This window comes from Pseudomonas sp. GW821-FHT10C09 (assembly GCF_059415465.1).
The window spans coordinates 159506-184467 of the sequence record NZ_JBWKNG010000008.1; the positions used below are offsets into that span (position 1 = coordinate 159506).

Below are 24962 nucleotides of genomic sequence, written 5' to 3' on the forward strand. Positions count from 1 at the left end.
TCGGGATTTCTTTGATCACGGTGTCGCTGAATTTGCAGCGACGGGCAAAGCCTATCTCCCAGCCTTCCGACACAACAACTGACACCAAATTTTCAGGCCAGCCCCGATCGAAATGTGGGAGCGAGCTTGCTCGCGAAAGCGGCCTAACTACCACCAAACCCCCACCAGGCACACACAAAAAAACCGCGACCCTTCACCAAGGGCCGCGGTTTTTTACGCCTTGCGATTATTGCTGCAACACCGTTGCCGAGTTGGCGTTACCAAACTGCTGCACGGTGGCGGTCTGGCTTACGCCGCTTTGATCAACACTGGCAATGTTGCCGGCGCCGCCCTGGGTCACATAGGCCACGTTCATGGTGTCGGCCTGTTTGACCGTGATCATGTTGTCGCTGCCATACAGCTGTGTGGTGTAGGCCTGGTTGCCGCTGCCGGACTGGTCGAACTCGGTGCTGTTGCCAGTGCCATTGCTGCTGCCTTGGGCCAGGTTGGTGGTGCCGCGCTGGTCGGCGATGAGGATGTTGTCGCTGCCGTTCTGGTCGAAGTACAGCTCGTTGTAGGAGTCGGCCTGGTTGACCTTGGTGGTGTTGCCGGTGCCGGACTGGTTGGTGGTCATGATGTGGCCGGCGCCGTTCTGGGTGAAGTTGGCGACGTTGTTGGTGCCCACCTGGTTGACGGTCGCACGCTGGTTGCTGCCGAACTGACCACCCGTTTGCGGGCCTTTCCAGTTGCTGGCGTAGACTTTGTTGCCGGTACCCACCGAGTTCGCGTTGAGCACATGGCTGTCGCCACTTTGATAGGTGAAGTGCACGTTGCCGGTGCCCGATTGATACAGCGCGACGGTCGAGCCGAGGGATTCGAACTGGTCGGCATAGATCGCGTTGAGGTCGCCGACTTGCAGCACCGTCGCCACGTTGTTTTGGCCGAAGCTCTGGTCGACCACGGTTTCGTTGGTTTGCCCGATCTGTTGGATGGTGGTCTGGCTGGCAGTCTGGCTGTCTTGCCAGACTTCGCTGCCGTTGCCATCGCCGAGTTGATTGATGCTTATTGTGCCGCCCAGTCCGTTGCGTTGATCGCCATAGGCATAGTTATCGTTGCCCGACTGATTGATGTTGATCTGGCCACCTTCGTGGAACACCTGCTCGGCGGTGCCGTAGTTGGTGTTACCGAGTTGGATGATGGACGCGGTGTTCTCCACGCCCAGTTCCATCTGTTCGATGTTGGCTTCGTTGTTGTCGCCTTGCTGGAAGGTCGTGGCGGTGCTGCCGTCCTGACTGTCCTGGTAGATAAACGAGAAGTTGCCGTTACCCAGTTGTTGTTGCAACGCCTGGCTGGCGCCGACGCCAATCGACTGGCTGGCGTGGCTGGTGTTGAACGTGCCGACCTGCTGCTGGGTGATGGTGCTGCCGCTGTCATACAGCTGCTCACCGTAGCCGGCGTTGTAGTCACCGACCTGGGTCTGCTCGATAGTGCCGGTGGCGTTGTCCTGCAAGGTCGCGGCATCGTTGCCCGTACCCGCCTGCTGCTGGGTGGACGTGCTGAAACTGGCCGTGGTCTGTTTCACGTTGGCGATGTTGGCATCGCCGTTCTGGTTCTGGATGGACGTGCTGTCGTCGGCCATCGCCTGGGCACTGAGGATGACCAGTATGGCGGCGGTGAGGGGCATTAATTTGAACATGATGGAACCTCCAAGTGGTGCAGTGCTTTAGCGATATTGTTTGACGGAGACGCTCATGCCGTTCCCGGACTGGGTCACGGCGCTGGAGAGCCCCGTGCCGGCCTGTACGATGCTGGCGTCGTTGTTATTGCCGTTCTGGGAAATCTGCGCACGGTTGTGGCTGCCGGTTTGCGTAATCGAGGCATCGTTGCCGGAACCTTGCTGGTTGATCATTGCCATCAGGTCGTTGCCTTGTTGCAGGATGTAAGCCTCCTGATTGCTGCCCGACTGGACGATATTGCCGAGCAACGACTGGCCGTTCTGTTGCACCAGCGCAATGTTGGCCTGGCCGTTCTGGTCGATCAGCGCGTGCTGGCCAACCGGTGGGGGTAACTCGCCCAGGTCGCCGCCGGGGCCGAGGTCGTCGTTGTCCATCAAGTCATCGGCGCGCACACCCGCGCTACCGCAAAGCAGAAGCAGGCAGAGCAGGGCGGCGGTCGACGTTTTCATGGCTGAGTCCTTGGTTGAGGGCTTGCCCCACCGGCCATTGCGGACGGTGGGGCGAGCGTTTACTGCACGGTGACGGAGACGTTGCGCACCGAGCCCGGGGTTGATCGGATGGTGGCCGTCGGGTTGAGCGATGGGGCGACCGTGGTGTTGGTGACCGTCAGGGTCCAGCGTCCGGTGATCGCCACGTTGGCGGTGCCCAGGGTGACCAGCCCGGCCGGTGTGGTGACCTGGACGGTGACCGTGTTGCCAGCGACCGTCGACGAGGTGCCGGTGAAGTTCCAGGTGAAGCGGTTGCCGGCACGGGCGGTGACCGTGGCAGCCGTCACGTTGAAGACTTCAAGGACCAGCGGTGGCGACACCTGCACGGTGACCGTGGCCGGAGCCGACAGGGCGCCGAAGCTGTCCCGGGCGATGTAGGTGAAGGTCGTGGTGAAAGGCAGCAGCACAGCAGCCGGAGGCGTATAGGTGATCGCTGTGCCGTTGATGGCGACACTGCCGCGACCTGCTGCCGTTTGGGTGAGGCTGGCGACGGCCAGCGGCAAGTTGCCTTCAGGGTCGGTATCGTTGGCCAACACGTTGATCGTGACCGGCGCAGCCTGGGTCGAGACGCTGTCGTTGACAGCCACCGGAGACTGGTTAGGCGCCACGCTGACGGTCACGGTCACAGGGTCGGTCGAGGCCAGGCCTTTGGCGTCTTGAACCTTGTAGGTGAAGGTCGTGGTCAACGGTGCATTGACGACGGCGGGCGGGGTATAGACCACGTTGTTGACGGCCAATGCCACGGTGCCCTGGCCAGCGGCCGGTTGTGTCAGCGCGGTGACGCTCAGCGGTGTGTTGCCATCCGGGTCGCTGTCGTTGGCCAGCAGGTTGAGGGTGACTGGCACGCCGAAGGTGGTGCTGCCCACATCGGCAACGCCGATCGGCGCCTTGTTCTGGCCAGAGTCCGGAGCGGTGCCGACCACCACGACCGGCTCGGTGTCACTGCCGCCCGCGGCCGACTTGATCGTCACGGTGGCCGGTGGCTGCAGCAGATCCGGGATGGTCAAGCGCTGCAACGTGCCGTTCTTCGATAGCCTTCCGTACCCTTGGGCGACCATGTCAGGTATGCCCACTTCGTCGGTGGAGGTGGCTTCGATCAGCAGGCTGTGATTGCTCCAGCTGTAGCGAGCGGTCTGGATTTTCACCACGTCGGTGAGTTTGCTCGACACGGAGGTCGGACGGGTTGAACCGGTCGGGTTGGTGGCAGTGATCACCACGACAGGAGGCACGGCGCCATTGGCCAGCAGGTGCTGGCCGAAGAACAGGCCGTTGTTATCGCCGACCATGGTGGTCTGGCAAGGCGAGACAGGAGGGCCGGGGACCAGGGCAATGCTTTCGCGGAAGCACAGGGTCGAGCCGTTGTTGGCTTTACCAAAGACTTCGACGCGGGTACTGCTACCACCCGTTCCGCCGGTACGCCGGTACGTGGCGCGGCTGATTTCCACCGGTGTTTGCGCACGGCTGTCGAGCACTTTGCCGGACAGGGTGAAAAGGTTGGCCTGGATAGTCCCGGCCGGCCCCTGGATGCGCACGAAGTTGGTGTTGTTGGGGCTGCCGGTCACAGCTTCGGTGAGGTTCGGATCGCCGACAAAGGTTTCGACGGCGCCGGTTTCCGGGTTCACTTCCGTGTACGGTCCGTTGACGCTGCGCAGGAAAGGCCCGATATCACCGTTCACCGCGCCGCTGAAGACCCCTGGCGCGCCGACGCCGACGTCTCGGGTGATGTTGATCGCACGACGGCCGGGGGTGGTGACGTTGACCGTTTCCACGCCGTAAGGGTGGGTGATGGTGTAGGTACCGGCGACGGGAATGTTGATCCGCATGCGGATCCGCGCGAAGCTGATCTGATCACCGTCGAGCGGGTCCCCGCCGGCAAATGCAGCCTCGATCCCGGCGACGTAGGCGTCCATCCCGTAGCCTGCGGCGTTGTTGGGGATGGTGGTCTCGGCGAGGAACCAGAAGGATTCGTCTGGCCAGTTATCCGGGAACACCATCGGCTGGGCATCGTCGAAAATGCCCGGTGCCGGCAGCAGGGTGCACATGTAGGCGGGTGGTACAGAGGCGCCTACCCGCGAACTGACGGCTTTGGACTGGCACAGCTCCATCGACAGCAGATTGTTGTCCTGATACCAGATCGGGAACTTCCCGGAGGCGAAGGTATAGGGGCCGGGGTCGACGGCAGCGAGTTGCGCGAAAGCACTGCCGGACAGCGATAGAGTCAGTCCCAGGGCGTTGAGCGCCAGGCGTGGCCAATTGTTCATGATGCCTCCTGATGAGGATCTGGGCATGTGAGCGTTCATTGCACGATGACCACTTCTTCGGTGTCGCTGCCGCCATTGGATGACGTCACCCGAACCTTGGCCGGCGGAATCGGCGAAATGCCGGTGGCCAGGCTTTTCACGGCGCCATCGCCGCTGAGGGCGCCGATAGCCACCCCGGTACCCGAGGTGGCGTTGAGCACCGGTGGCGAGGTTTCATCACTGGTCGAGGCGACGATGGTGATCTGGCCGGTGCCCAGGCTGTACTCGGCACGGGAAATCACCACCAGGTCCGACAGGGGCATGGGCAGGATCGTCGGCGTGCTGCTGGCGATGGCCAGGTGGTTGTCGGCGGTCACTTGCAGAGTGTTCGGCAACGATGGGTTGGTCGCCGACTGCGCGTACCAATGACCGGTGCTGTCGGCTTCGGTGAAGTTCAACACCGGGTTGTTGCTGTCCAGGGTCACAGTCGCCGGTGCGGGCGGTGCCATGACGAAGACGTCCTGCTGAGCCACCGGTGCGCTGGCACCGGCATGCCGTGAGTAGGTGCTGCGCTGGGCAATGACCGGGGTTGGCCGAACCACCGTCGACAGCTTGCCGGAGACGGCAAAGAGGTCCGTGCGCAGGTCAATGCCATTCGGGCCTTCGATACGCACGTAGTTGGTGTTGAACGGACTGCCGGTGACGGCTTCCGTGAGGTTCGGGTCGCCGACGAATTGTTCGGCGGCACCGCTAATCGGGTTGGTCTCGGTGTAGGGGCCGTTGACGCTGCGCAGGAACGGACCGACATCGCCCTTGAGCGCGCCGTCATAGGTTTTCGCTGCGCCGATGCCGATGTCCCGGGTCATGTTGATCGCCCGCCGCCCGGGGGTATCGACGGTGAACACATCGACGCCATAGGGGTGGGTTATGACATAGGTCCCGGCGGTGGGCACGTCGATGCGGATGCGGATGCGTGCGAAGCTGATCTGGTCGCCTTCCACGGGGTCGCCGCCGCTGAAGGCTGCTTCAACCGCAGAAACATAGGTCAGGTCGATGCCTCGGGCGGCATCGACGATGGTGGTTTCGCCGGTCGCCCAGAACGCTTCGTCGGGAAAGTTGGTCGGGAAGACCATCGGTTGGGTGTCGTCGAAAACACCCGGTGTGGGGATCAACGAGCACATGTAAGTCGGGGCGCCCGGGGCACTGGCCACCCTGGAGCTGACGGCCTTGGACAGGCACAGATCAAGGGTGCGGCCGTGAGTATCCTGATACCAGGCGGCGAAATTGCCGTTGGCGGGAAGGTAAGGTCCGGTGTCGACGGCAAACAGCGCCGCCTGCGCAGCGCCTTGGGCCAGAGCGGACACGATCAGGGCGATCGTGGTTTTGGACAGTAAAGGGTGCATGAGTATTCCCTCTATCAGAAGACCTGCCCGCGGGGGTGGGTCAGTTGAGAGGGCTTCGGCAACTTCCATACCAATCTTTGAAAACGGTCACGACAGGCCCGCAGGGGCTGCGTGTGGCACTGCTGCGGCAAAATCACTCCGGGCGTTGAAGCGGGCGACTGTCCCCAGTTTTGGGGGTCGATCGGGGCACTGGGGCAAGCGGGGAAAGTGGGGGGGACAAAACCCGAAGCCGGGCAAACATCGGGCAGTGGGCTATAACCCTATAGGGAGCACCCGGGAACCCTATCCATGACTATTCAAGCCACAGCCCTGCTCAAAGAAGAGGGCGACATTCGCCTGAGTTCGCGCAAACAGCCGTTCAATCTGCTGCGCTGGTTTTCGCTGATCAGCATGGCGGTGATCGGCACGGTGGCGCTGGCGCTGGGCGCGGTGTCCACGCGTTTTGTGATCACCGAGAGCGTGCAGCGCGATGCGTTGCTGACCTCGCAATTCATTGAAGCGATTGCCTCGGCCGAGGTGCGCCATGTGTCGATTCCCAATGTGCGGACCATGGGCGAGTTGCTCGACCCGCGCAAAGACAAGGATTTTCCCGATGTGGACCCGCAGGCCCGTGCCAGTGCCCGGGGTGAGTTCCTCGACCACATCGAGCATTTGCCCGATGTGATCCTGGCCAATATCTACTCCCCGGACCGCATGGTGATCTGGTCCACCAACCCGGAATTGATGGGCACCACGATCCATGCCGACGAGGACCTCGATCAGGCGTTCGCCTCCAAGACTCCGGTGTCCGCCAGCTATCACAACGTCGACAAGGCGCGCATGGAGCAAAAGTTCGTCACGCCGCCGGACTACATCTTCATCGAGAATTACATCCCGCTGTTCGACGCCGACCGCGACACCGTCACCGCGATGGTCGAGATCTACAAGGAGCCCAAGGACCTGATCGACCGCATGGAGCGTGGTCTGGCCCTGATCTGGCTGGCCACGGCCCTGGGTGGCGGGCTGATCTATCTGGGCTTGTACTGGATCGTGCGGCGAGCAGCGATTCTGTTGGCCACGCAACAAAAACAACTGATCACCAACGAAACCTTTGTCGCCCTCGGGGAGATGTCTTCAGCGGTTGCCCATAGTTTGCGCAACCCGTTGGCGACCATTCGTTCCAGCGCCGAGCTGGCCCTTGAGTTCGACAGTGGCCCGGCCCGCAAGAACATCAACGACATCATCGGTCAGGTCGACCGCATGTCGAAATGGGTACGGGAACTGCTGCAATCCTTGCGACCGCTCAATGACGAAGCGGAACCGGTGAACCTGGTTGCCTGCTTGCATGACAGTCTGCTGGCCTTCGAGCATCAGATCGCCAAGGCTGATGTTCACGTGGTGTTCGATCCAAAAGAGACGCCGATGGTGTTGAGCCAGCAGGTGCAGCTGACGCAGATCCTCAACAGCTTGCTGGCCAATGCGCTGGAAGCCATGGACAAGGGCGGCACACTGACCATTCTGCTGCAGCCGACAGACAACAAAGGTATTTGTGTGAGCGTCAGCGACACTGGCAAAGGCATGAACGAGGAGCAGCGCAGCATGGCGTTCCGGCCGTTCTTTACCACCAAGCAAGGTGGCTTGGGCGTCGGGCTGGTGCTGGTGAAGCGCATCATGGACCGTTTCGGTGGCGGGGTGACCCTGGACAGCCGTGAAGGCGAGGGCACGACTGTCCGTTTGTCGTTTAAACGTTTTCCCTGAAACTGGGTATGAACTTTCCCCGTTAGCGGGTGTCAAGCCCCAGTCGTTTTTCCGGGTATGGCACATTGATGTTGATAAGCCATTGTTTTTGCGGGTGTTAATACTTTCGTATAAATCAGTTACAAATATGGCGAGCTCCTTGCAAAACCCCCATCACCCCCTTCATGACTTCGAGGCGGCTGGTGATGGACACAAAAGCGCGTTATCCCTTCAAGTGGCTTGGCCTGTTGACGCCTCTGGGCGTCCTTCTGACGATGACGCTGGGCACAGCGAATCTGCGTGCCAGCCCGATCGATGACGAGCGACAGCCTGAACCGTCCGATCCCTCGGCCTACTACGACGAACCGGCTGACGAAGCCACGGCGTTGAACGCCATTTTGACTATGCCGGAGGCCAACCAGGATTCCTTCGATTTGCCCGATGGCGTCAAAGGCACCCGCGACGATACGCGTAAAGAGAACGTCTTGCCGCCGGCGGTGCAGACCAGTTTCAACTACCCCACCAATGGCAAGCCGAGCCCGTTGTTTGGCGCCCAGCCCTTCACTCAGCAACTGGTTCTGTTCGAAGAGTTCGGCCCGGAAAAACTCGACCCCACCACACCGGCCGCGCCGTTGGGTTTCCCGCCGGCAGCGGTCGGCCCGCTGCCACAACAGGACCCGACCAATGCCGCCCGCAGTGCACCACCGAGCGCGGCACTCGATGCTTTCATGCGTCAACCGGGGCTGACACCGTTCCCCAGCCAGTACTCCAACGTGGTGGACCGCAACCCATGGCAGGCGCAGATCGAAGTGTTCCTCAACCGCCACATCGGCTCGTCGGCTGAAGGTCGTCCGCCAGGAAAGGGTTGGTCGCATCAGCGCTGGAACGAGTTCTACCCGCAAGTGGCCTACAAAACCGTGCAAACCGGGGCGAGGCTCAACAGCGGCTGGCGTGACAGCCATCAGATGCACGGTTACGCCGTGGGCGAATTCGGCCCCGGTGGCCTGTATCACAACGTCGCCGGTGTAGCGGCCACCGATGGCACCGCCAAAGGTGTCGACGCGCGTTTCCACCCGAACATGCCGGTGCAGAATCACAACTCGGTCTGGACCTTCGACGGCACCCTGCCGCCAAAATTGCTGATGGTGCGTTACGGCCAACCGGTGTTGATGCGTCACTACAACGGCTTGCCGATCGACCCCGCCGCCAACATGGGCTTTGGCTTGCACACCATCAGTACCCACGAACACAACGGTCACGCCCCGGCCGAAAGCGATGGTTATGCCAACGCGTTTTTCTTCCCCGGGCAGTATTACGACTATCGCTGGCCGATCCAGTTGGCCGGCTACGACACCATCAACACCGACGCTCATGATCCACGCGCGGCATTCCCTTGCTCGCCAGGCGAAACCCTGTGGACCAATGACGTCAACCCCAGCCGCAAAACCTGCGAGAACGGCACGATCAAGATCCGTGGCGACTGGCGCGAAACCATGAGCACCCACTGGTTCCACGACCACATGCTCGATTTCACCGCGCAGAACGTCTACAAGGGCAACGCGGCGATGATGAACTACTACAGCGCCCTGGACCGCGGCAACGAATCGGTGAACGACGGCGTCAACCTGCGCTTCCCGAGTGGCAGTGCCTTGCCGTGGGGTAACCGCGACTATGACGTCAACCTGGTGTTCGCCGACAAGGCCTGGGATCAGAGCGGTCAGCTGTGGTTCAACCCCTTCAACACCGACGGCTTCCTCGGTGACCAGGTGCTGGTCAACTGGCAGTGGAAACCGACCCTGGACGTGCGCGCCCGCAGCTATCGGTTCCGCATGCTCAACGGTTCGGTATCGCGTTACTACAAACTGGCGCTGGTACGCGAAATCAAAGGCACCAGTGGCGAGTTCCAGGGGCCTAAAGGCTCGGGCGTGTCCTATGCCCGCGTGCCGTTCCACATGATTGCCAACGACGGCAACATCATGGAACACAGCGTGCCGTTCGACGGCTCCATGGACCTCGATGCCGATGGTGATAAACAGAACCACAACGCGATCCTGCCAACCCAGGGCATCGCCGAGCGCTTCGACATCATCGTCAACTTCGCGAAAAACGGCATCAAGCCAGGGGACAAGCTGTTCTTCGTCAACCTGCTGGCCCACGACGATGGCAAAGGCCCGAAAGAGCCGATTCCGTTGGGCGACATACTGTCCGAGAAATACCTGGCTGTGATCAAACAAGGCAGCAAAGGCCCGCAGTGGGACAAGGGTGACCCGGCGGTGGGCAAGGTGTTGCAACTCAACGTCAAGGCCTACACCGGTCAAGACCTGGCCATGGACCCTGCAGCGTACGAACCGGCCAAACCGGGCAAGCCTGAAGGCCTGGTGATGATCCCGCTGAAGATCCATCGCGACAATGCGGCCGACAAGGCACTGCTGGCCCAGGCTCGTCACCGCACCTTCACCTTCGGCCGTTCCGACGGCACCGATGAAGCACCGTGGACGGTCAAGACCGATGGCGGCTTCGGCTTCCACATGGACCCACGCCGCTTGAACACTGCGACTCACTTGGCCAACGGTCCGACCGATGCCGGGGCCGCCGGTTTCGGCACCCTGGAGGTGTGGAACATCAAGCTCGGCGGCAGTGGCTGGAGCCACCCGGTGCATGTGCACTTCGAGGAGGGGATCATCCTCAGTCGCGGCGGCAAGGCACCACCGGAATGGGAAAAATGGGCACGTAAGGACGTGTACCGCATCGGCACGGAAAAAGACGGCCTGGACAGTGTCGAGATGGCGATCAACTTTCGCGAATTCGCCGGGACCTACATGGAGCACTGTCACAACACCCAGCACGAAGACAACTCGATGCTGCTGCGTTGGGACATTGAGAAACCCGGGCAATTCCAGTTGATGCCAACACCGCTGCCAAGCTGGGATGGTGTGCGCTACGTCAACTCGGCCGCGCTGCCAACCTTCCGCACTGGCGACGGCTTCGGCCCTAAAGTGACGGTCAAACAATGAAACGCCGCGAGGGAGCCGACATGAACGTGCACACGCCGCGCTCCCGCGCCCTGGGCATGCACCTGATATTGGTATTGGTCGCCTGTCTGCTGGCCAGTCAGGTGCTGCTGGCCCATGAGGGTGTGCTGGCGCCAACGGAATCGGCGACACCCTGGGGCGGCGACTATTTCCCCAACACCCTGCTGACCGACCAGGACGGTCAGCAGGTGCATTTTTTCGATGATCTGATCAAGGACAAGGTGGTGGTGATCAACTTCATCTTCACCTCGTGCAGCGACTCCTGCCCACTGGAAACCGCGCGCCTGCGCCAGGTGCAAAAGCTGCTTGGCGACCGGGTCGGAAAGGACATCTTTTTCTACTCCATCAGCATCGACCCCTTGAGCGACACACCTGAAGTGCTCAAGTCCTATGCGCAACGGTTCAAGGTCGGGCCCGGCTGGAAATTCCTCACCGGGGAATTTGCCGACGTCACTGAGCTGCGCAAGAAACTCGGGCTGTTCATTGAAGGCGTCGACAACGGACGCAGCAAGGACCACAACCTGAGCCTGATCGTCGGCAACCAGAGCACCGGTCGCTGGATGAAAGCCTCACCGTTCGAGAACCCGTGGATTCTGGCCGACCAGTTGGCCAACACCTTGCAGAACTGGAAAAAAGAAAGCGTCGCAGAAAGCTATGCCAACGCCCCGGAGATTCGCCCGCCAAGCAATGGCGAAGAACTGTTCCGCACCCGCTGCGCTTCATGCCACAGCCTGGGCCCGATGGACGGGCAGGGCCTCGGCATGCGCAGCATCGGCCCGGACCTGATCGGCGTGACCCGCCAGCGCGACCCGGCATGGCTCAACCGCTGGATTCGCGAGCCGGACAGCATGCTCAAGGAGAAAGACCCGATTGCCGTGGAGCTGTTTGAACGCTTCGACAAAATTCCGATGCCCAACCTGCGCCTGGATGAGAAATCCGCGCAATCGATTGTGGATTTTTTGCAGGAAGAAACCGAGCGCCAGCAGCCTTTGCAAGCGGCGCAGGCGCAATAGCGGCGAAATACTATCATTGGGTCAGTCAGGCACGTTCAATGCGACCTACACTGATCCGTGACACGGCTGAACAGGCTTGATATGAGCATTTCAGGACACCCTTATGCCGACAGTAGAACAACAAAAAGCACCTGCGCCGGCCACCCCGGCAGCTGAGGGCCAGAACCGGTTGGGACAGTTCAATCTGCTGCGCTGGTTTTCCCTGGGCAGCTTTTTGATCATTGCCGCCGTGGCGCTGGGTTTGGGTTATGTGTCCACGCGTTTTGTCGTCGATGAGAGCATCGAACGCGACTCCATGTTGACCGCGCAATTCATCCAGGCAATCGGTGAAGCGGAAATTCGCCACGCTGGCATCACCCCGACAAGAACCATGGGCGAAATGCTCGATCCGCGCGATGACAATGCCTATCCCGACGTCGATCCAGGCTCCCGTGCCTCGGCCCGCATAGAGTTTCTGGATCATGTCGAACACTTGCCGGACACGCTGCTGGCGGTGGTGTACGCCCTGGATCGCACGGTGGTGTGGTCGACCAATCCACAAATGATCGGTATGCGCGTCGAAGGCGACGAAGAACTGGACGAGTCCTTTGAAATGAAGGAAACCGTCTCAACCAGCTATCACCAGATCGACGAGGAACGTCCCGAACAGATGCTGTTGCGCGAGCCCAAATATCTGTTCGTCGAGAACTACATCCCGATGTTCAACGCCGACAAAAGCAAAGTGATCGCGATGGTCGAGATCTACAAGGAGCCGGTGGACCTGGTGGAACGCATCCAGCGTGGTTTCAAGGCAATCTGGATGGCGACAGTGCTCGGCGGCCTGGTCATTTACCTCGGGTTGTTCTGGATTGTGCGCCGGGCCGCGATGTTGCTGCAGAGCCAGCAACAGCAACTGATTACCAATGAGACTTTTGTTGCACTGGGGGAAATGTCATCGGCGGTGGCGCACAGTTTGCGCAACCCGCTGGCAAACATTCGCTCCAGCGCCGAACTGGCCCAGGAAATCGCCAGCCAGAGTGCGCAGAAGAACATCGGCGACATCATCAACCAGGTCGATCGCATGTCGCGTTGGGTCCGGGAGTTGCTGGTGTCGTTGCGGCCCATGAATGATGACTACGAGACGGTCGACCTGGTGCTGGCCATCGATGACACCCTGAGTGCTTTCGATGCGCTGATCAGACGTTCGAACGTGGAGGTGCATTTCACACCTCAAACCTGCCCACCGGTCGTCAGCCAACAGGTGCTGCTCACGCAAATTCTCAATAGCCTGTTTGCCAACGCCCTCGAAGCCATGCCCAAGGGCGGCCACTTGACCGTCGACATTGAACAGCCACAACCCGGCCATGTGCGCATGACCCTCAGTGACACCGGCAAAGGCATGACCAAGCAGCAGCAACAGATGGTCTTCAAGCCGTTCTTCACCACCAAACAAGGCGGGTTGGGCGTCGGCCTGGCCCTGGTCAAACGAATAATGGAGCGTTTCGAAGGCTCGGTCGAGCTGACCAGCCAGGAGCAGGAGGGAACCCGCGTCTGTCTCAATTTTAAAGTGGCAACGGGAGGGGAATATGGAGCACAGCATATTGCTGGTCGAGGATGATGAACTCCTCGCCGAGAATATTCAGACCTACCTGGAGCGCAAAGACTTCGAGGTGACGGTCTGCCACTCTGCTGAAGATGCATTGGAGCAATTGAGTACGTTCGCCCCGGATGTGGTGCTGACCGACAACTCGTTGCCGGGTATGAGTGGTCACGACCTGATCCAGAAGCTGCGCATCAGCGCGCCGGATCTGAAAGTGATCATGATGACCGGTTACGGCAACGTCGAAGATGCCGTGGTGGCGATGAAAGAGGGCGCTTTTCATTACGTCACCAAACCGGTGGCCCTGCCCGAGCTCAAGCTGCTGCTCGACAAGGCGCTGGCCACGGACCGCATGGAGCGCACGTTGTCGTTCTATCAGGAACGCGAAGCGCAGAAGTCCGGCGTGCAGGCCTTGATCGGCGAATCGGCGCCGATGAACTACCTGAAGAACACCATCGCCCAATTGCTCGATGCCGAGCGCCGCATGGCCAACACCGACCTGCCGCCGGTGCTGGTCGAAGGCGAGACCGGCACCGGTAAGGAACTGGTGGCGCGGGCGTTGCACTTTGACGGCCCGCGCAGCAAAGGCCCGTTCATTGAATTCAACTGCGCATCGATCCCGTCCAACCTTGTGGAATCGGAACTGTTCGGCCACGAGAAGGGCGCCTTTACCGACGCCAAGGACCGCCGGACTGGCCTGGTGGAAGCGGCCGATGGCGGTACGTTGTTTCTCGATGAAGTCGGTGAAATGGACCTGATACTGCAAGCCAAACTGCTCAAGCTGCTGGAAGACCGAACCATTCGCCGGGTCGGTGCGGTGAAGGAGCGCAAGGTCGATCTGCGGGTCATCAGCGCCACCAACTGCAACCTCGAACAAATGGTCCAGCAGGGCAAGTTTCGCCGTGACCTGTTCTTCCGGCTGCGGATCATTTCCATCAAGGTGCCGCGCCTGTATGCCCGTGGCGAAGACATCCTGCTGCTGGCCCGGCATTTCCTGTCGATTCACGGCAAACGCTATGGCAAGCCGAACCTGCATTTCAGCGATCAGGCTGAAGAGCTGCTTCTGAGCTACAGCTGGCCGGGCAACGTGCGCGAGCTGCGCAACATGCTCGAGCAAACCGTGCTGCTGGCCCAGAGCGATACCATCGCCGCGCATCAGTTGAACGTCTGCCTGAGCCTGGTGGACGACCCGCCGATGTATCAGCATGAGCCGCAACACCACGAGCCGCGCCCGGTCTACAGCGGCACCGAGTCGATGAACCTGCCGGAAGTCGAGCGCGACATGGTGCGCAAGATGCTCGACAAGACCGACTGGAACGTCACCAAGTCCGCTCGGCTGTTGGGCCTTAGCCGCGACATGTTGCGTTACCGGATCGAAAAACTCGGCCTGGCACGCCCGGATAAGCGCCAGTGGTGAACCTTATTGCAGCACAGGCCCCTGACGACTGAGGCATTCGAGCAGGCAGCCCGGGTCGATGACTTCTTCGTTCACATACACGCCGTGCTCGGCGTCGTACGTGCGAATGAACACCCGGGTGGAGGCATCGGCGATGGTCGGCAAGCGTGAATCGTAGAACACGTGCTCGCTGGAAATCGGCACGAAATCCTGGGGCGAAGTCGGGATGTACGACCCCGGCGGAATGATGTTCATGGAGGGCGGAACCGGGTGAGCAAAGGGCTGGTCGGCTCCGTAATAATTGAATTCACTGCTGTAGTCGGTGGTCGGCGTCAGGCTGTCGTCCGCGTGGGCGACGCTCGCCAGCGTCAGGCAGACAGTGAACAGCATCAGATCGGTTTTTTTCATGGCAACACCTGTGCATTCGGTTTTCGCGCAATTCCCCAAGGTCATTAACTATAGCTGCCGTACGGGTAGCGCGTTCGCCATGGCCGGTTTACAAGATTCCAACAGGTTTTTTCAGCGCTTCGATCTAGACTTGGCCCGGTCAATCAAGACCCGAATCTGGAGCGTGCAATGGAAATGCCGACGCAAGAACAAGCCATCGCCAGCAACCGCGAGGCGTGGAACGATTCCGCCCGACACCACAAAGACACCCGCGAATGGCACGAGATGGTGAGTGCTGTGGGGCAGAGGGATTTTACCTGCCTGGATGCGACGTTGACTGGCGTGCTGGAACAGGTAGGCGTCGATGGCAAGGACGTGGTGCAACTGGGCTGCAACAACGGCCGCGAAAGTCTCTCGCTGTATGCGCTGGGTGCCCGCAGCGTGGTGGGGGTCGATCAGTCGGCTGCGTTTCTCGATCAGGCGCGGGAGTTGGCGTCGCGCTCACCCCATCAGCCTGAATTTATCGAAGCCGATATCCATCATTTACCGACCTCGTTGCATCAGCGTTTCGACGTGGCCCTGATCACCATCGGCGTGTTGAACTGGATGCCGGACATTGGCGAGTTCATGCGGCATGTCGCGCAAACCCTCAAGCCGGGCGGGGCGCTGGTGGTGTACGAAACCCATCCGTTCCTGGAAATGTTCGACCCCGAATCGGCTGATCCGTATCGCCCCGACAGCTCGTATTTTCGCCGCGAGCCGTTTGTGCAGAATCAGCCGATCGTTTATGAAGGCAAGGTCGAGCAGCAGGCTGCGGCGTCCTACTGGTTTGTTCACACCCTGGGAGACATCTTCACCGGTGCCCTCGATGCAGGGTTGCAGATCAGCCACTTCAAGGAATACCCGCACTCGAATCGGGAGGAATTGTATGACCGGTATGAGCGGCAGGTGGCGCAGTTGCCGATGTGTTTTACGTTGGTGGTGAAGCGCTGAGAGAAGTAGTGCCGCTTCCGGCCCCTTCGCGAGCAGGCTCGCTCCCACAGTTTTGATCTTCATCAGGCACAGATTTTGTGTCCGGCGTAGATCCCTGTAGGAGCCGAGCTTGCTCGCGATGGCCGCACTACGGTTTATCTGTCAGCCATCAAACCTTTTTCAGGTGTTCAAATCATCAGCCTCATGCCGTTCAGGCACCTGGCTTTCCTCATCGCCCCACGTACGGTTGACGCGCTGTCCGCGCAGGACCGCAGGGCGCTTGGCGATTTCCTCCGCCCAGCGCTGCACGTGGGTGTATTCGTGTGCAGACAGAAATTCGGCCGCCGAGTACACCTTGTCTCGCACCAGTTGGCCATACCAGGGCCAGACCGCAATGTCGGCGATGGTGTAGTGATCGCCCGCCAGGTAGGCGCTTTCGGCCAGTCGGCGATCAAGGACATCCAGCTGCCGCTTGGTCTCCATCGTGAAGCGGTTGATCGGGTACTCGAGTTTCTCCGGCGCGTAGGCATAGAAATGCCCGAAGCCGCCGCCCAGATAGGGGGCCGCGCCCATTTGCCAGAACAGCCAATTCAAGGTTTCGGTGCGTCCTGCCGCATCGGTGGGCAGGAAAGCGCCGAATTTTTCCGCCAGATACAGCAGGATCGAACCGGATTCGAAAACGCGGATCGGCGGCTTCGCGCTGTGGTCCAGCAATGCCGGGATCTTCGAATTCGGGTTGATCTCGACAAAGCCGCTGGAGAACTGATCACCGTCGTTGATGCGGATCAGCCAGGCGTCGTACTCCGCGCCGGTATGTCCAAGCGCCAACAACTCTTCCAGCAGGATGGTCACTTTCACGCCGTTGGGCGTGGCGAGGGAGTAGAGCTGCAATGGATGCTTGCCGACCGGTAAGGTCTTGTCATGGGTCGGCCCGGCGGTTGGCCGGTTGATGCTGGCGAATTCGCCGCCAGACGGGGCGTTGTGTTTCCAGACCTTGGGCGGAATGTAGGACGCTTTGCTCATGAGACGGACCCCCATTGTTGGCGTGCTGTGATCACAGACTGCAAATGGACAATGCTGTGAACCATGGCAGAAGGTCGTTCAGATGTCACTGATGTCTGGCCTGGAAGATCCCCTGTGGGAGCGAGCCTGCTCGAGAAAGCGGTGTCACTGACACCGCAATGCTTAAGCGAACATCAAGCCTGCGCCGCACTCGTCACCACTGGCCGGCCCGGTTTGCGCAGTGGGTCCAGGCGTGAACCGGTATAGGTGGATTGGCGGTAGAAGCGCCAGCGGCCGAACAGGCCATAGACGTGGGTCACGCGCCCCTGTTCGTGATACCCCATGCGGATGTGCAGCTTGAGGGCCGGGATGTTGTGGGTTTCGCAGGTGTCCACCACCTTGTTGCAGCCTTGTGCCTGCATCGCTTCCCACAGGGCGACCTGGACATCCACCGACAGGCTGGTGCCGAAGTAGGCGCGGGTCATTTCGCCGCCGAATTCAAAGAACTCACCGGGTTTGACCGGGAACCAGCAGCCGTAATAGTGACGGTCGTGATAGTCGCGGGTGCTGCCCCAGATGAACGCGCAGGCGTGGCCTTCGTCGTCCAGGTACATGTGCCCGGTGTGACCTTCGGCGGCAAGTTCGGCCATGGTGCCGACGCGGTCACCAAAATGCTTGGCAAATGCCGTGGCGTTTTCCGGGGTGATGTCCACCTTGCGTAAACCCGAATAGGGACGCAGTTTGTGCGGCGGCACCGGACTGACCAGGTCGCGCTCCATCCACAACAGTTCCCAATGGAAAAACACATAGCGCTTCCACAGGGTGTTGAATGTGCGGCTCAGACCTTTTTGTTTGATGCGTTCGCGAAGCTTGTCGAGTGCGTTCATGAAGCCCTCCTTGACGAAGGAAATGGTCGTGCGTGGATGAATGTAGTGTGGGTATAGATCACAGTGGCCATTTCATGGCGCTGCCATCTCCGGCCTTTTGTTTCAACGTGTGTAACAGTTCAGACACAATTTCAGGCGTCAAAAAACCGTGTTGTTTTTTATTCCAGCACCGCCTCCGCACGCTCGCTGAACGACTTGCCCACCACGGTGTAGGCGACGCGTTCCACCCCCGGCAAACGCTGCTCCAGCAGGGCGCTCAACGACTCGCCCTGATCCAGATAAGCATCGCCAAAATCGGCACCGAGCTGATTGGGGTGCGCGACAATCTCCAGCAACCCATCCAGCGGCGGCGCCGCATTGCGCAGATCAACCGGGGTGCACACATAGTCAGCGGTGGCGCCGGCCAAGTGGTTTAGACGCCGATTGAGCAGCTCCTTGAATACGCGTTTGGGCAGGCTCAGGTTTTGCCCCAGGTTGCGCGCCAGCCGTACCGGCACGCCTTGACGGGCAGCGAAGCGGGCGACGATTTCACCGATGGGCCAAATGTTGTGTACGTGCTGATGGGAGTCCAGATGGCTCGGGCGTACGCCGTTGTCCAGGCAACGCTGCCATTGCGCTTCGAGTTCTTCGAGCACCGCCGCACGATCCCGGCGACTGAGCCAGAGACGGTGGCGGGGCAGGTTGAGGTCGAACACGCCGGCGCTGTCGCAGAACGTCCTGCGGTTCAGAATCGACTGGCTAAGGGGCCGGCCGTAGGTGAGGTTGAAGTGCAGCCCGATCCGCCCTTCGAGCATCGGGTGCCGCGCCATCACACACGCCGCTTCGAAGGCCGGCATGTTGGCCATGGCCGTGGCGGAGCTGATGACCCCGGCCTGGAAGGCCCCGAGGATCACCGCATTTTCGCAGGCACTGAGGCCGAAATCGTCAGCGTTGACTATGACTTGGCGAGGCATGTTCGCTCTCCATGATGGTTTTTGCCGGCTCGACGGCTTTGGCGACTGGCGCGGCAACCGGAGCGGGTTTTACCGCTGCTGCCGCACGCCGGGCTTTCCACTGTTGCCACAAAGGCTTGAGCCGCTGCCAGAAGCGCAACGCCAGGCCCAGGACGAGACCGCTCGGGCGCCAGGAATAGAAACTCCAACGCCAGTGTTCCAGCTGTCCGGTCATGCGTTCGTGCAGTTGATGGCTGGAGTTTTCCAGGCTGACCCGTGAGGCATCGATCCAGCGCCAGTTCTCGTCCAGCCCCCAGCGAATCCATTCTTCCAGCAGTACCCGGCCGCTGCCCAGATCGGCGTATTGCGGCAGAAAGGCCAAGTTGTAATCGTACAGCCGACCTTGCTCCAGCAAGCCGAGGCGGTAGCTGATGCAACGGCCGTCCAGTTCCAGCACGACCACCCGCACCAGTCCTTGTTCGGCGAGGGCGGTGAAGGCGCGGTCCATCCATTGTCGATGACGCTCGTCAGAGAAAATCCCGACGCCTTCGTCACCTTTCCAACTCACCGCTTCGACTTCGCTGATCGCCTGCAGCAACGGGCCCATGGTCGAGGCATCCGGGGTGATCCGTCGAACCTGAGCACCACAGGCGGCGATGCGTTTACGCGCACGCCGCAGTTTGTAGCGCGGGTCGCCGGAGACTTCCTGATGGTCGGCCTCGCTGATCAGGTGCACCGGCACCCGGCAGCTGAGCCGGCGTTCACCGGTCGAGCTGTGGACCATCCATTGCGTCAGCACGCTTTCTTCGCCGACCGGTTCCGACAGCTCATTGAGTTGCAGCAAGGCATGGGGCAAGTGTCTACGGATCTCGACAAAAGCCTTTCGCGTGTCCTCGGCGTCCATGCAGGTGAGTAAGGCGAGACGGTCGGCGAGGGGGTAGCCCAAGTGATGCAGCGTCCGAAACGGCAGCCCGGCGAACCGCTCGACGGACGCCACCAGCGGCAGGCACAACTGCAACTCATTGCCTTCCCAGCCCAGCAGCACGTGCAGGCGCTGCCCGGCGGTCAATGCTTGTTCAGACGCGGCCATCCAGGCCAGCGTGTTGAACGGCGTGTGGTCCGTCACCCGCAGACGCAGCGCTTCGTAAGCCGCTGCCGGGAAGTCAGCGGCGCACAGTGACGTGCGCCATTCCAATCGTGCCGCCATAAGGTCAGGTCGCCGAGGCTGGGACAGGTTCACGGGCCGGTTTGCGCAAGGCATCCAGACGCGAGCCTGTGTAACGGGTTTCGCGGAAGAAGCGCCAGCCGAACAGGCTGTACACGTTCATGATCCGCCCTTGCTCCTGATACCCCATGCGCATGTGCAGCTTGAGGGCCGGAATGTTGTGGAACTCGCAGACATCCACCACCTTGTTGCAACCCTGGGCCTGCATCGCTTTCCACAGCTCCAGTTGCAGGTCCACCGAGAGCGTGGTGCCCCAATACGCGCGGGTCAGTTCGCCGCCGAATTCGAAGAACTCGCCTTCCTTCACCGGGAACCAGCAGCCGTAGTAATGCTTGTCGTTATAGTTGCGCGCCGCGCCCCAAATAAACGCTACCGCGTCGCCCTTATCGTCCAGGTGCATGTGCCCGGTGTAGCCCTCGCGGGCCAGTTCGGCCATGGTCTCAACACGATCACCGAAGTGGCGGGTGAACGCCACGGCGTTCTGCGCGGTAATGGTTTCAACCCGCAGTGGCGGGTACGGCCGTAGCTTGTGTGGCGGCACCGGGCTGACCAGGTCGCGTTCCATCCACAACAGTTCTTCGTGGAAGAACACGTAATGCTTCCAGACTTTTTTCAACGTGGCGCTCAGGCCTTTTTGTTTGATCTGTTCGCTGAGTTTGTGCAAAACACTCATGTTATGTCTCCTGACGGCGGTGGCCGTGGTGGGAGTGATGCATCGCGCGGCAAGGGCCGGCGCGGCAAAGCAATTCAAGGTGTTCATGAGGCGCTCCAGCCCAGAGCGAACAGGGTTTCCCCTGGCAGGTCGAAACTGACGCGCCCGTTCTGGCAGTTGAAAGGCGCGTCGCGGCTGCGGTTGTCCGCGCCGAAGTAACGCAATGAACCCTTGAGCAGCGGGCACGTGGTGCCGGCCAGGTTCACATGCTGCAAACGCTTGCCTTTGTTGACCCCCAACAGGCTGCGTTGCGCGTCGTCGGCCATCGCCAACACGTCGACTTCGAAGGCGTCGTTTTCCACGCGCACCACGTTGGCGAGCCAGTGCTGCTGAATGAACTGCTGGGCAAAGCCCACCGGTTTCAATTCGAAGTGATCGTCACCCAGGACCTTCAACATGCCCTTGGGGTAGTTCGGTTCATCGGCGGCCTGGAACCAGTTGAGCATCTCCAGCAAACCGTCCTGGGACGAGTTGATGACCACAGATGCCCACCACAGCGAGGCGAAATGGGTGTCCTGATCGTAGGGGCTCAGGCTGGAACCGCTGGACATGTTGGTCTGGTCCAGCAACAGGGCTTTGCGTGGCCGGCCCTTGCCGTCGAGGCCGACCAGATCAGCGGCGCGACGCACGCTGTCACGGTAGACCCGGGTCGCCAGCAGGTCGCGAATCATCCATTCGTGCCAGGCCAACGCATCGACGTTGTCACCCGATTCCGCCAGCAAACGCCTGGCCCAATCGATGCCGCGTTTGTCGGCGGCGTTGTCGGCGAACGGGCCGTTGACCAGCCGTGAACTGGCCGGCATGGCGATGCGCACACCAGCCTTGGCATTGGCCGGATCGCTGCGCACTTGCCGGGCCATGCTATTGAAGATGCTTTGGTACTGGGCGTAGCTCGAATAGTTGAGGTTCGGCTCGTCAGCGAAACCGATGTAGTGCGTGCCCTTGCCACCGAGCGCGCGGGTCGAGGCGAGCCAGGCGTCGAGGCCGGCGTTGCTCATGGTGTCGGCGCGCAAATCGGCCTGGCGCTGGCTGCCGGCCAACAGCGTGATGTCCTGATAAATGCCGAAGCGGTCCTGATACACCTGGCGCAACGCATCTTCGTACTGTGGCTTTTTCGCGGTGACGTCAACGAAGGTGTAATAAGCACCCGCTTGCGGCTTGAGCGCATCGAGCACCGCATAACTGGAGGGCGGCGGCATCACGTAGGGCAGGGCGATGCCCAGGTTCGGCGTGGGGCCGAGCACGTCTTTGCTGAGCGTCAGGCGCACATCACCCGCGTCTTCGCGCAACGGTTTTAGCTGCTGCGGGTCCTGCGCGAACAGGTTGGCGGTGCCGTCGAGCCAGAACGCGACTTTGCCGCTGCCTTGCAGGCGCAGGCGCCACACTTGTTCGCTTGAGGTGACCGGTAACTCGACCTGATCGAACTGCCAATAAGCCCGATAAGGTTTCAGCGCGACCGACAACTGTTTGCCGTCGCCCACCCGCTGCGCTTGCAGCGCATTGACACCGCCATGGAACTTGCCGGCCAGCACCGCGTGTTCACCCGGTGCGACCTTGAAAAACAACTCGTCGCCGTCATGGGTTTCGGCGCTGAAATGCACCTTGGCCGGGGCGAACAACGCCACCGTGCTGTCGTCGTGTTCAACCTTGTAGCGGCGAAAGCTGTAACCCGGAATCTCCAGTTGATAGCTGGCGGCATTCGGCGCCAGCGGCCAGCTCTGGGTGCCGCTCAATTCACTGGCGGCGATCTTGCGCTCAGCTTGAAGCTTGCCTTTGCCGTCGAGCAGGTACAGCTGTTCTTCGTTGGCATCCGCCTGCCACGCCGGGGTCCAGCGCACCGTCAGCGTGTCGGGGCGATCCGCTTGCAGGTACAAGCTGCCGTCGCGAATGTCCGCCCAGCGCATCGGCCCGGCGTAGACGTCGACCGAAAGCCCCAGGCTCACCAGCAGGGCGAAATACCTCATGCCGACTTCCTTTGCAGCATCAGCAGCATCGGTGCCACGTCGCTGGGCAGGATGATCAGGGTTTGCCAGACCGGCACGCCGCTCAAGCGGCAGTACATCACCAGCAGTGCAATGGTCACCGCCAGATAAGCGATGGACGACGCGGCCGCCGCGCCGACGATGCCGTACGCCGGGATCATGACCAGGTTCAGTGCGAGGTTGAGCAGGGCACCGAGGCCCATCAACAGTGAGATGGTGCCGGGACGATTCTTGCCCAACAAATCGAGGCGCAGGATGCTTGCGTAGCACAGGCCGAGCAGGCCCGGCAGCAATGCCAGCAACGCTGGATACGCCGGTTGATACGCCGCGCCGAACAGCGTGACGATCAGCCATTCACCGATCACCGCCATGGTCAGGCAGGCGCCGAGCATCACCGTCGCAGTCAGGCGCAGCGCCAGTGGCGTGACCTTGTCGATGCCTTCTTCCTGTTGCAGCAGGCGTTTCATCAGCGGCGTGGTGACCGCTTCCGGCACGATCAGCAGCAACTCGGCGGCGGCGCTGGCCATGGCGTAATGACCGAGCGCGGTACTGCCGAGCAGAGCGCCGATGAACAGGTAATCGGAACGCAGGATCACTTGCTGGAACAACAGGTCCGGATGGCTGCGAGCGCTGTAGCGCAGCAGTTCGTTCTGGCTGGCGCGGTCCCATTGCAACTTCAGCGGCTGATCACGTTTGAGCCAGACCCAGCCCGCCAGCACCACCAGGCTGATCCCCGCCAGCCAACTGATCAACGCAGCTTCGAGGGCCGACTCTTTCCACATCCAGAACAGCGCGAGGAACAGCAACAGCGGCGCGAGGGATTCCACCAGGCGCAAGGCGTTGAAGGCGACCACGCCGCCCGAGGCGTTGTGCAGGGTCAGCAACCCGCTCTTGAGCACGGTCAGCGGCACCGCCAGCAACAACAGCCAGGCGAGGAGCCCCAGTTGCGTGGTGATGTCGAGTTCGCTGCCGAATTCGCGCACCAGCGCCACCACCAGCAAGGTCAACATTGCCGCCAGCAGGCAGCCGAACACCAACACTTGGCTTAGCAACAAACCCATCGGCCGCTGTTTGGCCGCTTGATAACCGACCGCCGAGTTCAGCCCACCGCTGGTGGCGGCGCTGATCAGGTCGGGCAGGGTGCTGAGCAGGGCAAACAAGCCGCGCTCACTCGGGCCGAGAATCCGCGCCAGCAACACGTTGCGCAGTAGCCGCAGCGCAATCATCGCCAGTTTGGTGCCCATGCTCAGGGCCAGGTGCTTGAGGTAATGGCTACGGCTCATGCGCGGGCTCCGCGATACAAACGCCATGACAGCAATTGTGGATTGCGCGCTACGCGTTGACTGACGCCGAAACGCGGCAGGTTCAAAGGGTCATCGCTGCCGCGATAAATCCCGGTGCCGGTGCCCAATGCAAACGGGAAGTCATGCAAGGCGACCTGATCGCGCACCCGCGCATCGTTGTCGCCGTTGGGGTAGCAATAAACCGGCAACGGCCGGTTGCAACCGTGTTGCAGCGCATCGCGGCTGCGGCTCAGCTCTTCATGCAAACGTTGATCGTCGAGGCCGGTCAGGATCGCGTGACTGGCGCCGTGCGGGCCGAAACGCACCAGCCCGGAAGCTTCCAGCGAGCGCACCTGATGCCAGTCCAGCGCCTGGGGCAACGACTCGTCCGGGCAGGCATCGGTCAGTTGGTTCAGCGTCATCGGGCTCAGGCTTTTCAGGCTTTGCAGGAAATGCAGCAGCGCCAGACTGCGGCGTTCTTCATCCAGCTCCGCGAACGGCACCGGCAACGGACAACCGGCCTGTTGCAGGGACTCGATCAAGCGGACTCGGGCGGATTCACCGTGGCTGCCCCACAAGGTTTCACCGATGCTTTCCCACCAGAACCGTTGACGGCTGCCGATGAAATCGGTGGAGAGAAAAATGCTCGCCGGCACCTGGTATTTTTGCAGCAGCGGGTAGGCATTCACCGCGTTGTCGCGCCAGCCGTCGTCGAAAGTCAGGGTGATTTTCGGCCGGTCCGAGCGGATTTTCCCTGGGTGCAGAATCTCCATCAACGGCACACAGTCGAAGTGTTTTTTCAGCCACGCCAGCAAGTGCTCGAACGCCTTGGGCCCGACGCACAATTCATTGCGGTGGGGCAGGGCCGCGGCCTGATCGTCGGCCAGCACCCGGTGCAGCATCAGGATCACGCCGGCGCCTTGCAGCTGACTACGTCCGACCGGCGAATTGAGGTAGAGCCAACCACTGGTGCGCTTTAAGAGTTGTTTGATCGCCAT

General features: G+C 61.0%; 19 protein-coding genes. 6 read left to right on the forward strand and 13 right to left on the reverse strand.

Features of this window, described 5'->3' with window-relative positions; all coding sequences use genetic code 11:
• Positions 1-226 precede the first annotated feature (226 nt).
• Genes AC07N8_RS10395 through AC07N8_RS10410 form a run of 4 tightly spaced genes read right to left on the reverse strand, consistent with a single transcriptional unit; the run spans position 227 to position 5846 of the window.
• On the reverse strand, positions 227-1675 hold the full coding sequence (locus tag AC07N8_RS10395; protein ID WP_493143397.1) for a curlin: 1449 nt from the start codon (positions 1673-1675) through the stop codon (positions 227-229).
• A 27-nt stretch (positions 1676-1702) separates the two neighbouring features.
• Positions 1703-2164: a curlin gene (locus AC07N8_RS10400; protein ID WP_483839973.1), complete on the reverse strand. Its 462-nt coding sequence runs from the start codon at positions 2162-2164 to the stop codon at positions 1703-1705.
• Positions 2165-2223: 59 nt separating this feature from the next.
• The gene (locus AC07N8_RS10405) at positions 2224-4464 is read right to left on the reverse strand and encodes an Ig-like domain-containing protein (protein ID WP_493143399.1); all 2241 of its coding nucleotides are present in this window, start codon (positions 4462-4464) and stop codon (positions 2224-2226) included.
• A gap of 35 nt (positions 4465-4499) precedes the next feature.
• A complete protein-coding gene (locus tag AC07N8_RS10410) occupies positions 4500-5846 on the reverse strand; it encodes a hypothetical protein (protein ID WP_493143401.1) in 1347 nt (448 codons plus the stop codon).
• Between the two features lie 288 nt (positions 5847-6134).
• On the opposite strand from AC07N8_RS10410, the gene AC07N8_RS10415 reads away from it, so the two are divergent.
• The 5 genes from AC07N8_RS10415 (at position 6135) to AC07N8_RS10435 (ending at position 14603) form a co-directional block, all read left to right on the forward strand.
• Positions 6135-7583, forward strand: a complete 1449-nt coding sequence (locus tag AC07N8_RS10415; protein WP_493143403.1) for a sensor histidine kinase — start codon at positions 6135-6137, stop codon at positions 7581-7583.
• A 185-nt stretch (positions 7584-7768) separates the two neighbouring features.
• Complete coding sequence (locus AC07N8_RS10420) at positions 7769-10576, forward strand: multicopper oxidase domain-containing protein (RefSeq protein ID WP_483839969.1); 2808 nt, start codon at positions 7769-7771, stop codon at positions 10574-10576.
• 20 nt (positions 10577-10596) lie between these two features.
• The gene (locus tag AC07N8_RS10425; RefSeq protein WP_483839968.1) at positions 10597-11607 is read left to right on the forward strand and encodes an SCO family protein; all 1011 of its coding nucleotides are present in this window, start codon (positions 10597-10599) and stop codon (positions 11605-11607) included.
• A 103-nt stretch (positions 11608-11710) separates the two neighbouring features.
• Positions 11711-13204 carry a sensor histidine kinase gene (locus tag AC07N8_RS10430; protein WP_493143406.1) on the forward strand — a complete coding sequence of 498 codons (1494 nt, stop codon included), beginning with the start codon at positions 11711-11713 and terminating at the stop codon, positions 13202-13204.
• On the forward strand, positions 13173-14603 hold the full coding sequence (locus AC07N8_RS10435) for a sigma-54-dependent transcriptional regulator (RefSeq protein WP_483839966.1): 1431 nt from the start codon (positions 13173-13175) through the stop codon (positions 14601-14603). Before AC07N8_RS10430 ends, AC07N8_RS10435 begins: the two co-directional genes overlap by 32 nt.
• Before the next feature lie 3 nt (positions 14604-14606).
• Here AC07N8_RS10435 and AC07N8_RS10440 read toward each other — a convergent pair whose 3' ends face one another.
• Positions 14607-14990, reverse strand: a complete 384-nt coding sequence (locus AC07N8_RS10440) for a hypothetical protein (protein WP_483839965.1) — start codon at positions 14988-14990, stop codon at positions 14607-14609.
• A gap of 168 nt (positions 14991-15158) precedes the next feature.
• Here AC07N8_RS10440 and AC07N8_RS10445 point away from each other — a divergent pair, with 168 nt between their 5' ends.
• Positions 15159-15962, forward strand: a complete 804-nt coding sequence (locus AC07N8_RS10445; protein ID WP_493143408.1) for a class I SAM-dependent methyltransferase — start codon at positions 15159-15161, stop codon at positions 15960-15962.
• A gap of 159 nt (positions 15963-16121) precedes the next feature.
• Here AC07N8_RS10445 and yghU read toward each other — a convergent pair whose 3' ends face one another.
• From yghU to AC07N8_RS10485, 8 genes are all read right to left on the reverse strand, one after another.
• Positions 16122-16964 carry a glutathione-dependent disulfide-bond oxidoreductase gene (gene yghU / locus AC07N8_RS10450; RefSeq protein WP_493143410.1) on the reverse strand — a complete coding sequence of 281 codons (843 nt, stop codon included), beginning with the start codon at positions 16962-16964 and terminating at the stop codon, positions 16122-16124.
• Between the two features lie 173 nt (positions 16965-17137).
• Positions 17138-17830, reverse strand: a complete 693-nt coding sequence (locus AC07N8_RS10455) for a GNAT family N-acetyltransferase (protein ID WP_483839962.1) — start codon at positions 17828-17830, stop codon at positions 17138-17140.
• A 158-nt stretch (positions 17831-17988) separates the two neighbouring features.
• Positions 17989-18783, reverse strand: a complete 795-nt coding sequence (locus tag AC07N8_RS10460) for a ChbG/HpnK family deacetylase (protein WP_483839961.1) — start codon at positions 18781-18783, stop codon at positions 17989-17991.
• Complete coding sequence (locus AC07N8_RS10465; RefSeq protein ID WP_493143413.1) at positions 18755-19969, reverse strand: GNAT family N-acetyltransferase; 1215 nt, start codon at positions 19967-19969, stop codon at positions 18755-18757. The genes AC07N8_RS10460 and AC07N8_RS10465 overlap by 29 nt, the downstream gene beginning before the upstream one ends.
• Before the next feature lie 4 nt (positions 19970-19973).
• Entirely contained in the window at positions 19974-20660 is a 687-nt protein-coding gene (locus AC07N8_RS10470) for an N-acetyltransferase (RefSeq protein WP_493143415.1), read from the reverse strand.
• A gap of 83 nt (positions 20661-20743) precedes the next feature.
• A complete protein-coding gene (locus tag AC07N8_RS10475; protein ID WP_493143417.1) occupies positions 20744-22663 on the reverse strand; it encodes a hypothetical protein in 1920 nt (639 codons plus the stop codon).
• Positions 22660-23964 carry a lipopolysaccharide biosynthesis protein gene (locus tag AC07N8_RS10480; RefSeq protein WP_483839957.1) on the reverse strand — a complete coding sequence of 435 codons (1305 nt, stop codon included), beginning with the start codon at positions 23962-23964 and terminating at the stop codon, positions 22660-22662. The genes AC07N8_RS10475 and AC07N8_RS10480 overlap by 4 nt, the downstream gene beginning before the upstream one ends.
• Entirely contained in the window at positions 23961-24962 is a 1002-nt protein-coding gene (locus AC07N8_RS10485; RefSeq protein WP_483839956.1) for a polysaccharide deacetylase family protein, read from the reverse strand. The genes AC07N8_RS10480 and AC07N8_RS10485 overlap by 4 nt, the downstream gene beginning before the upstream one ends.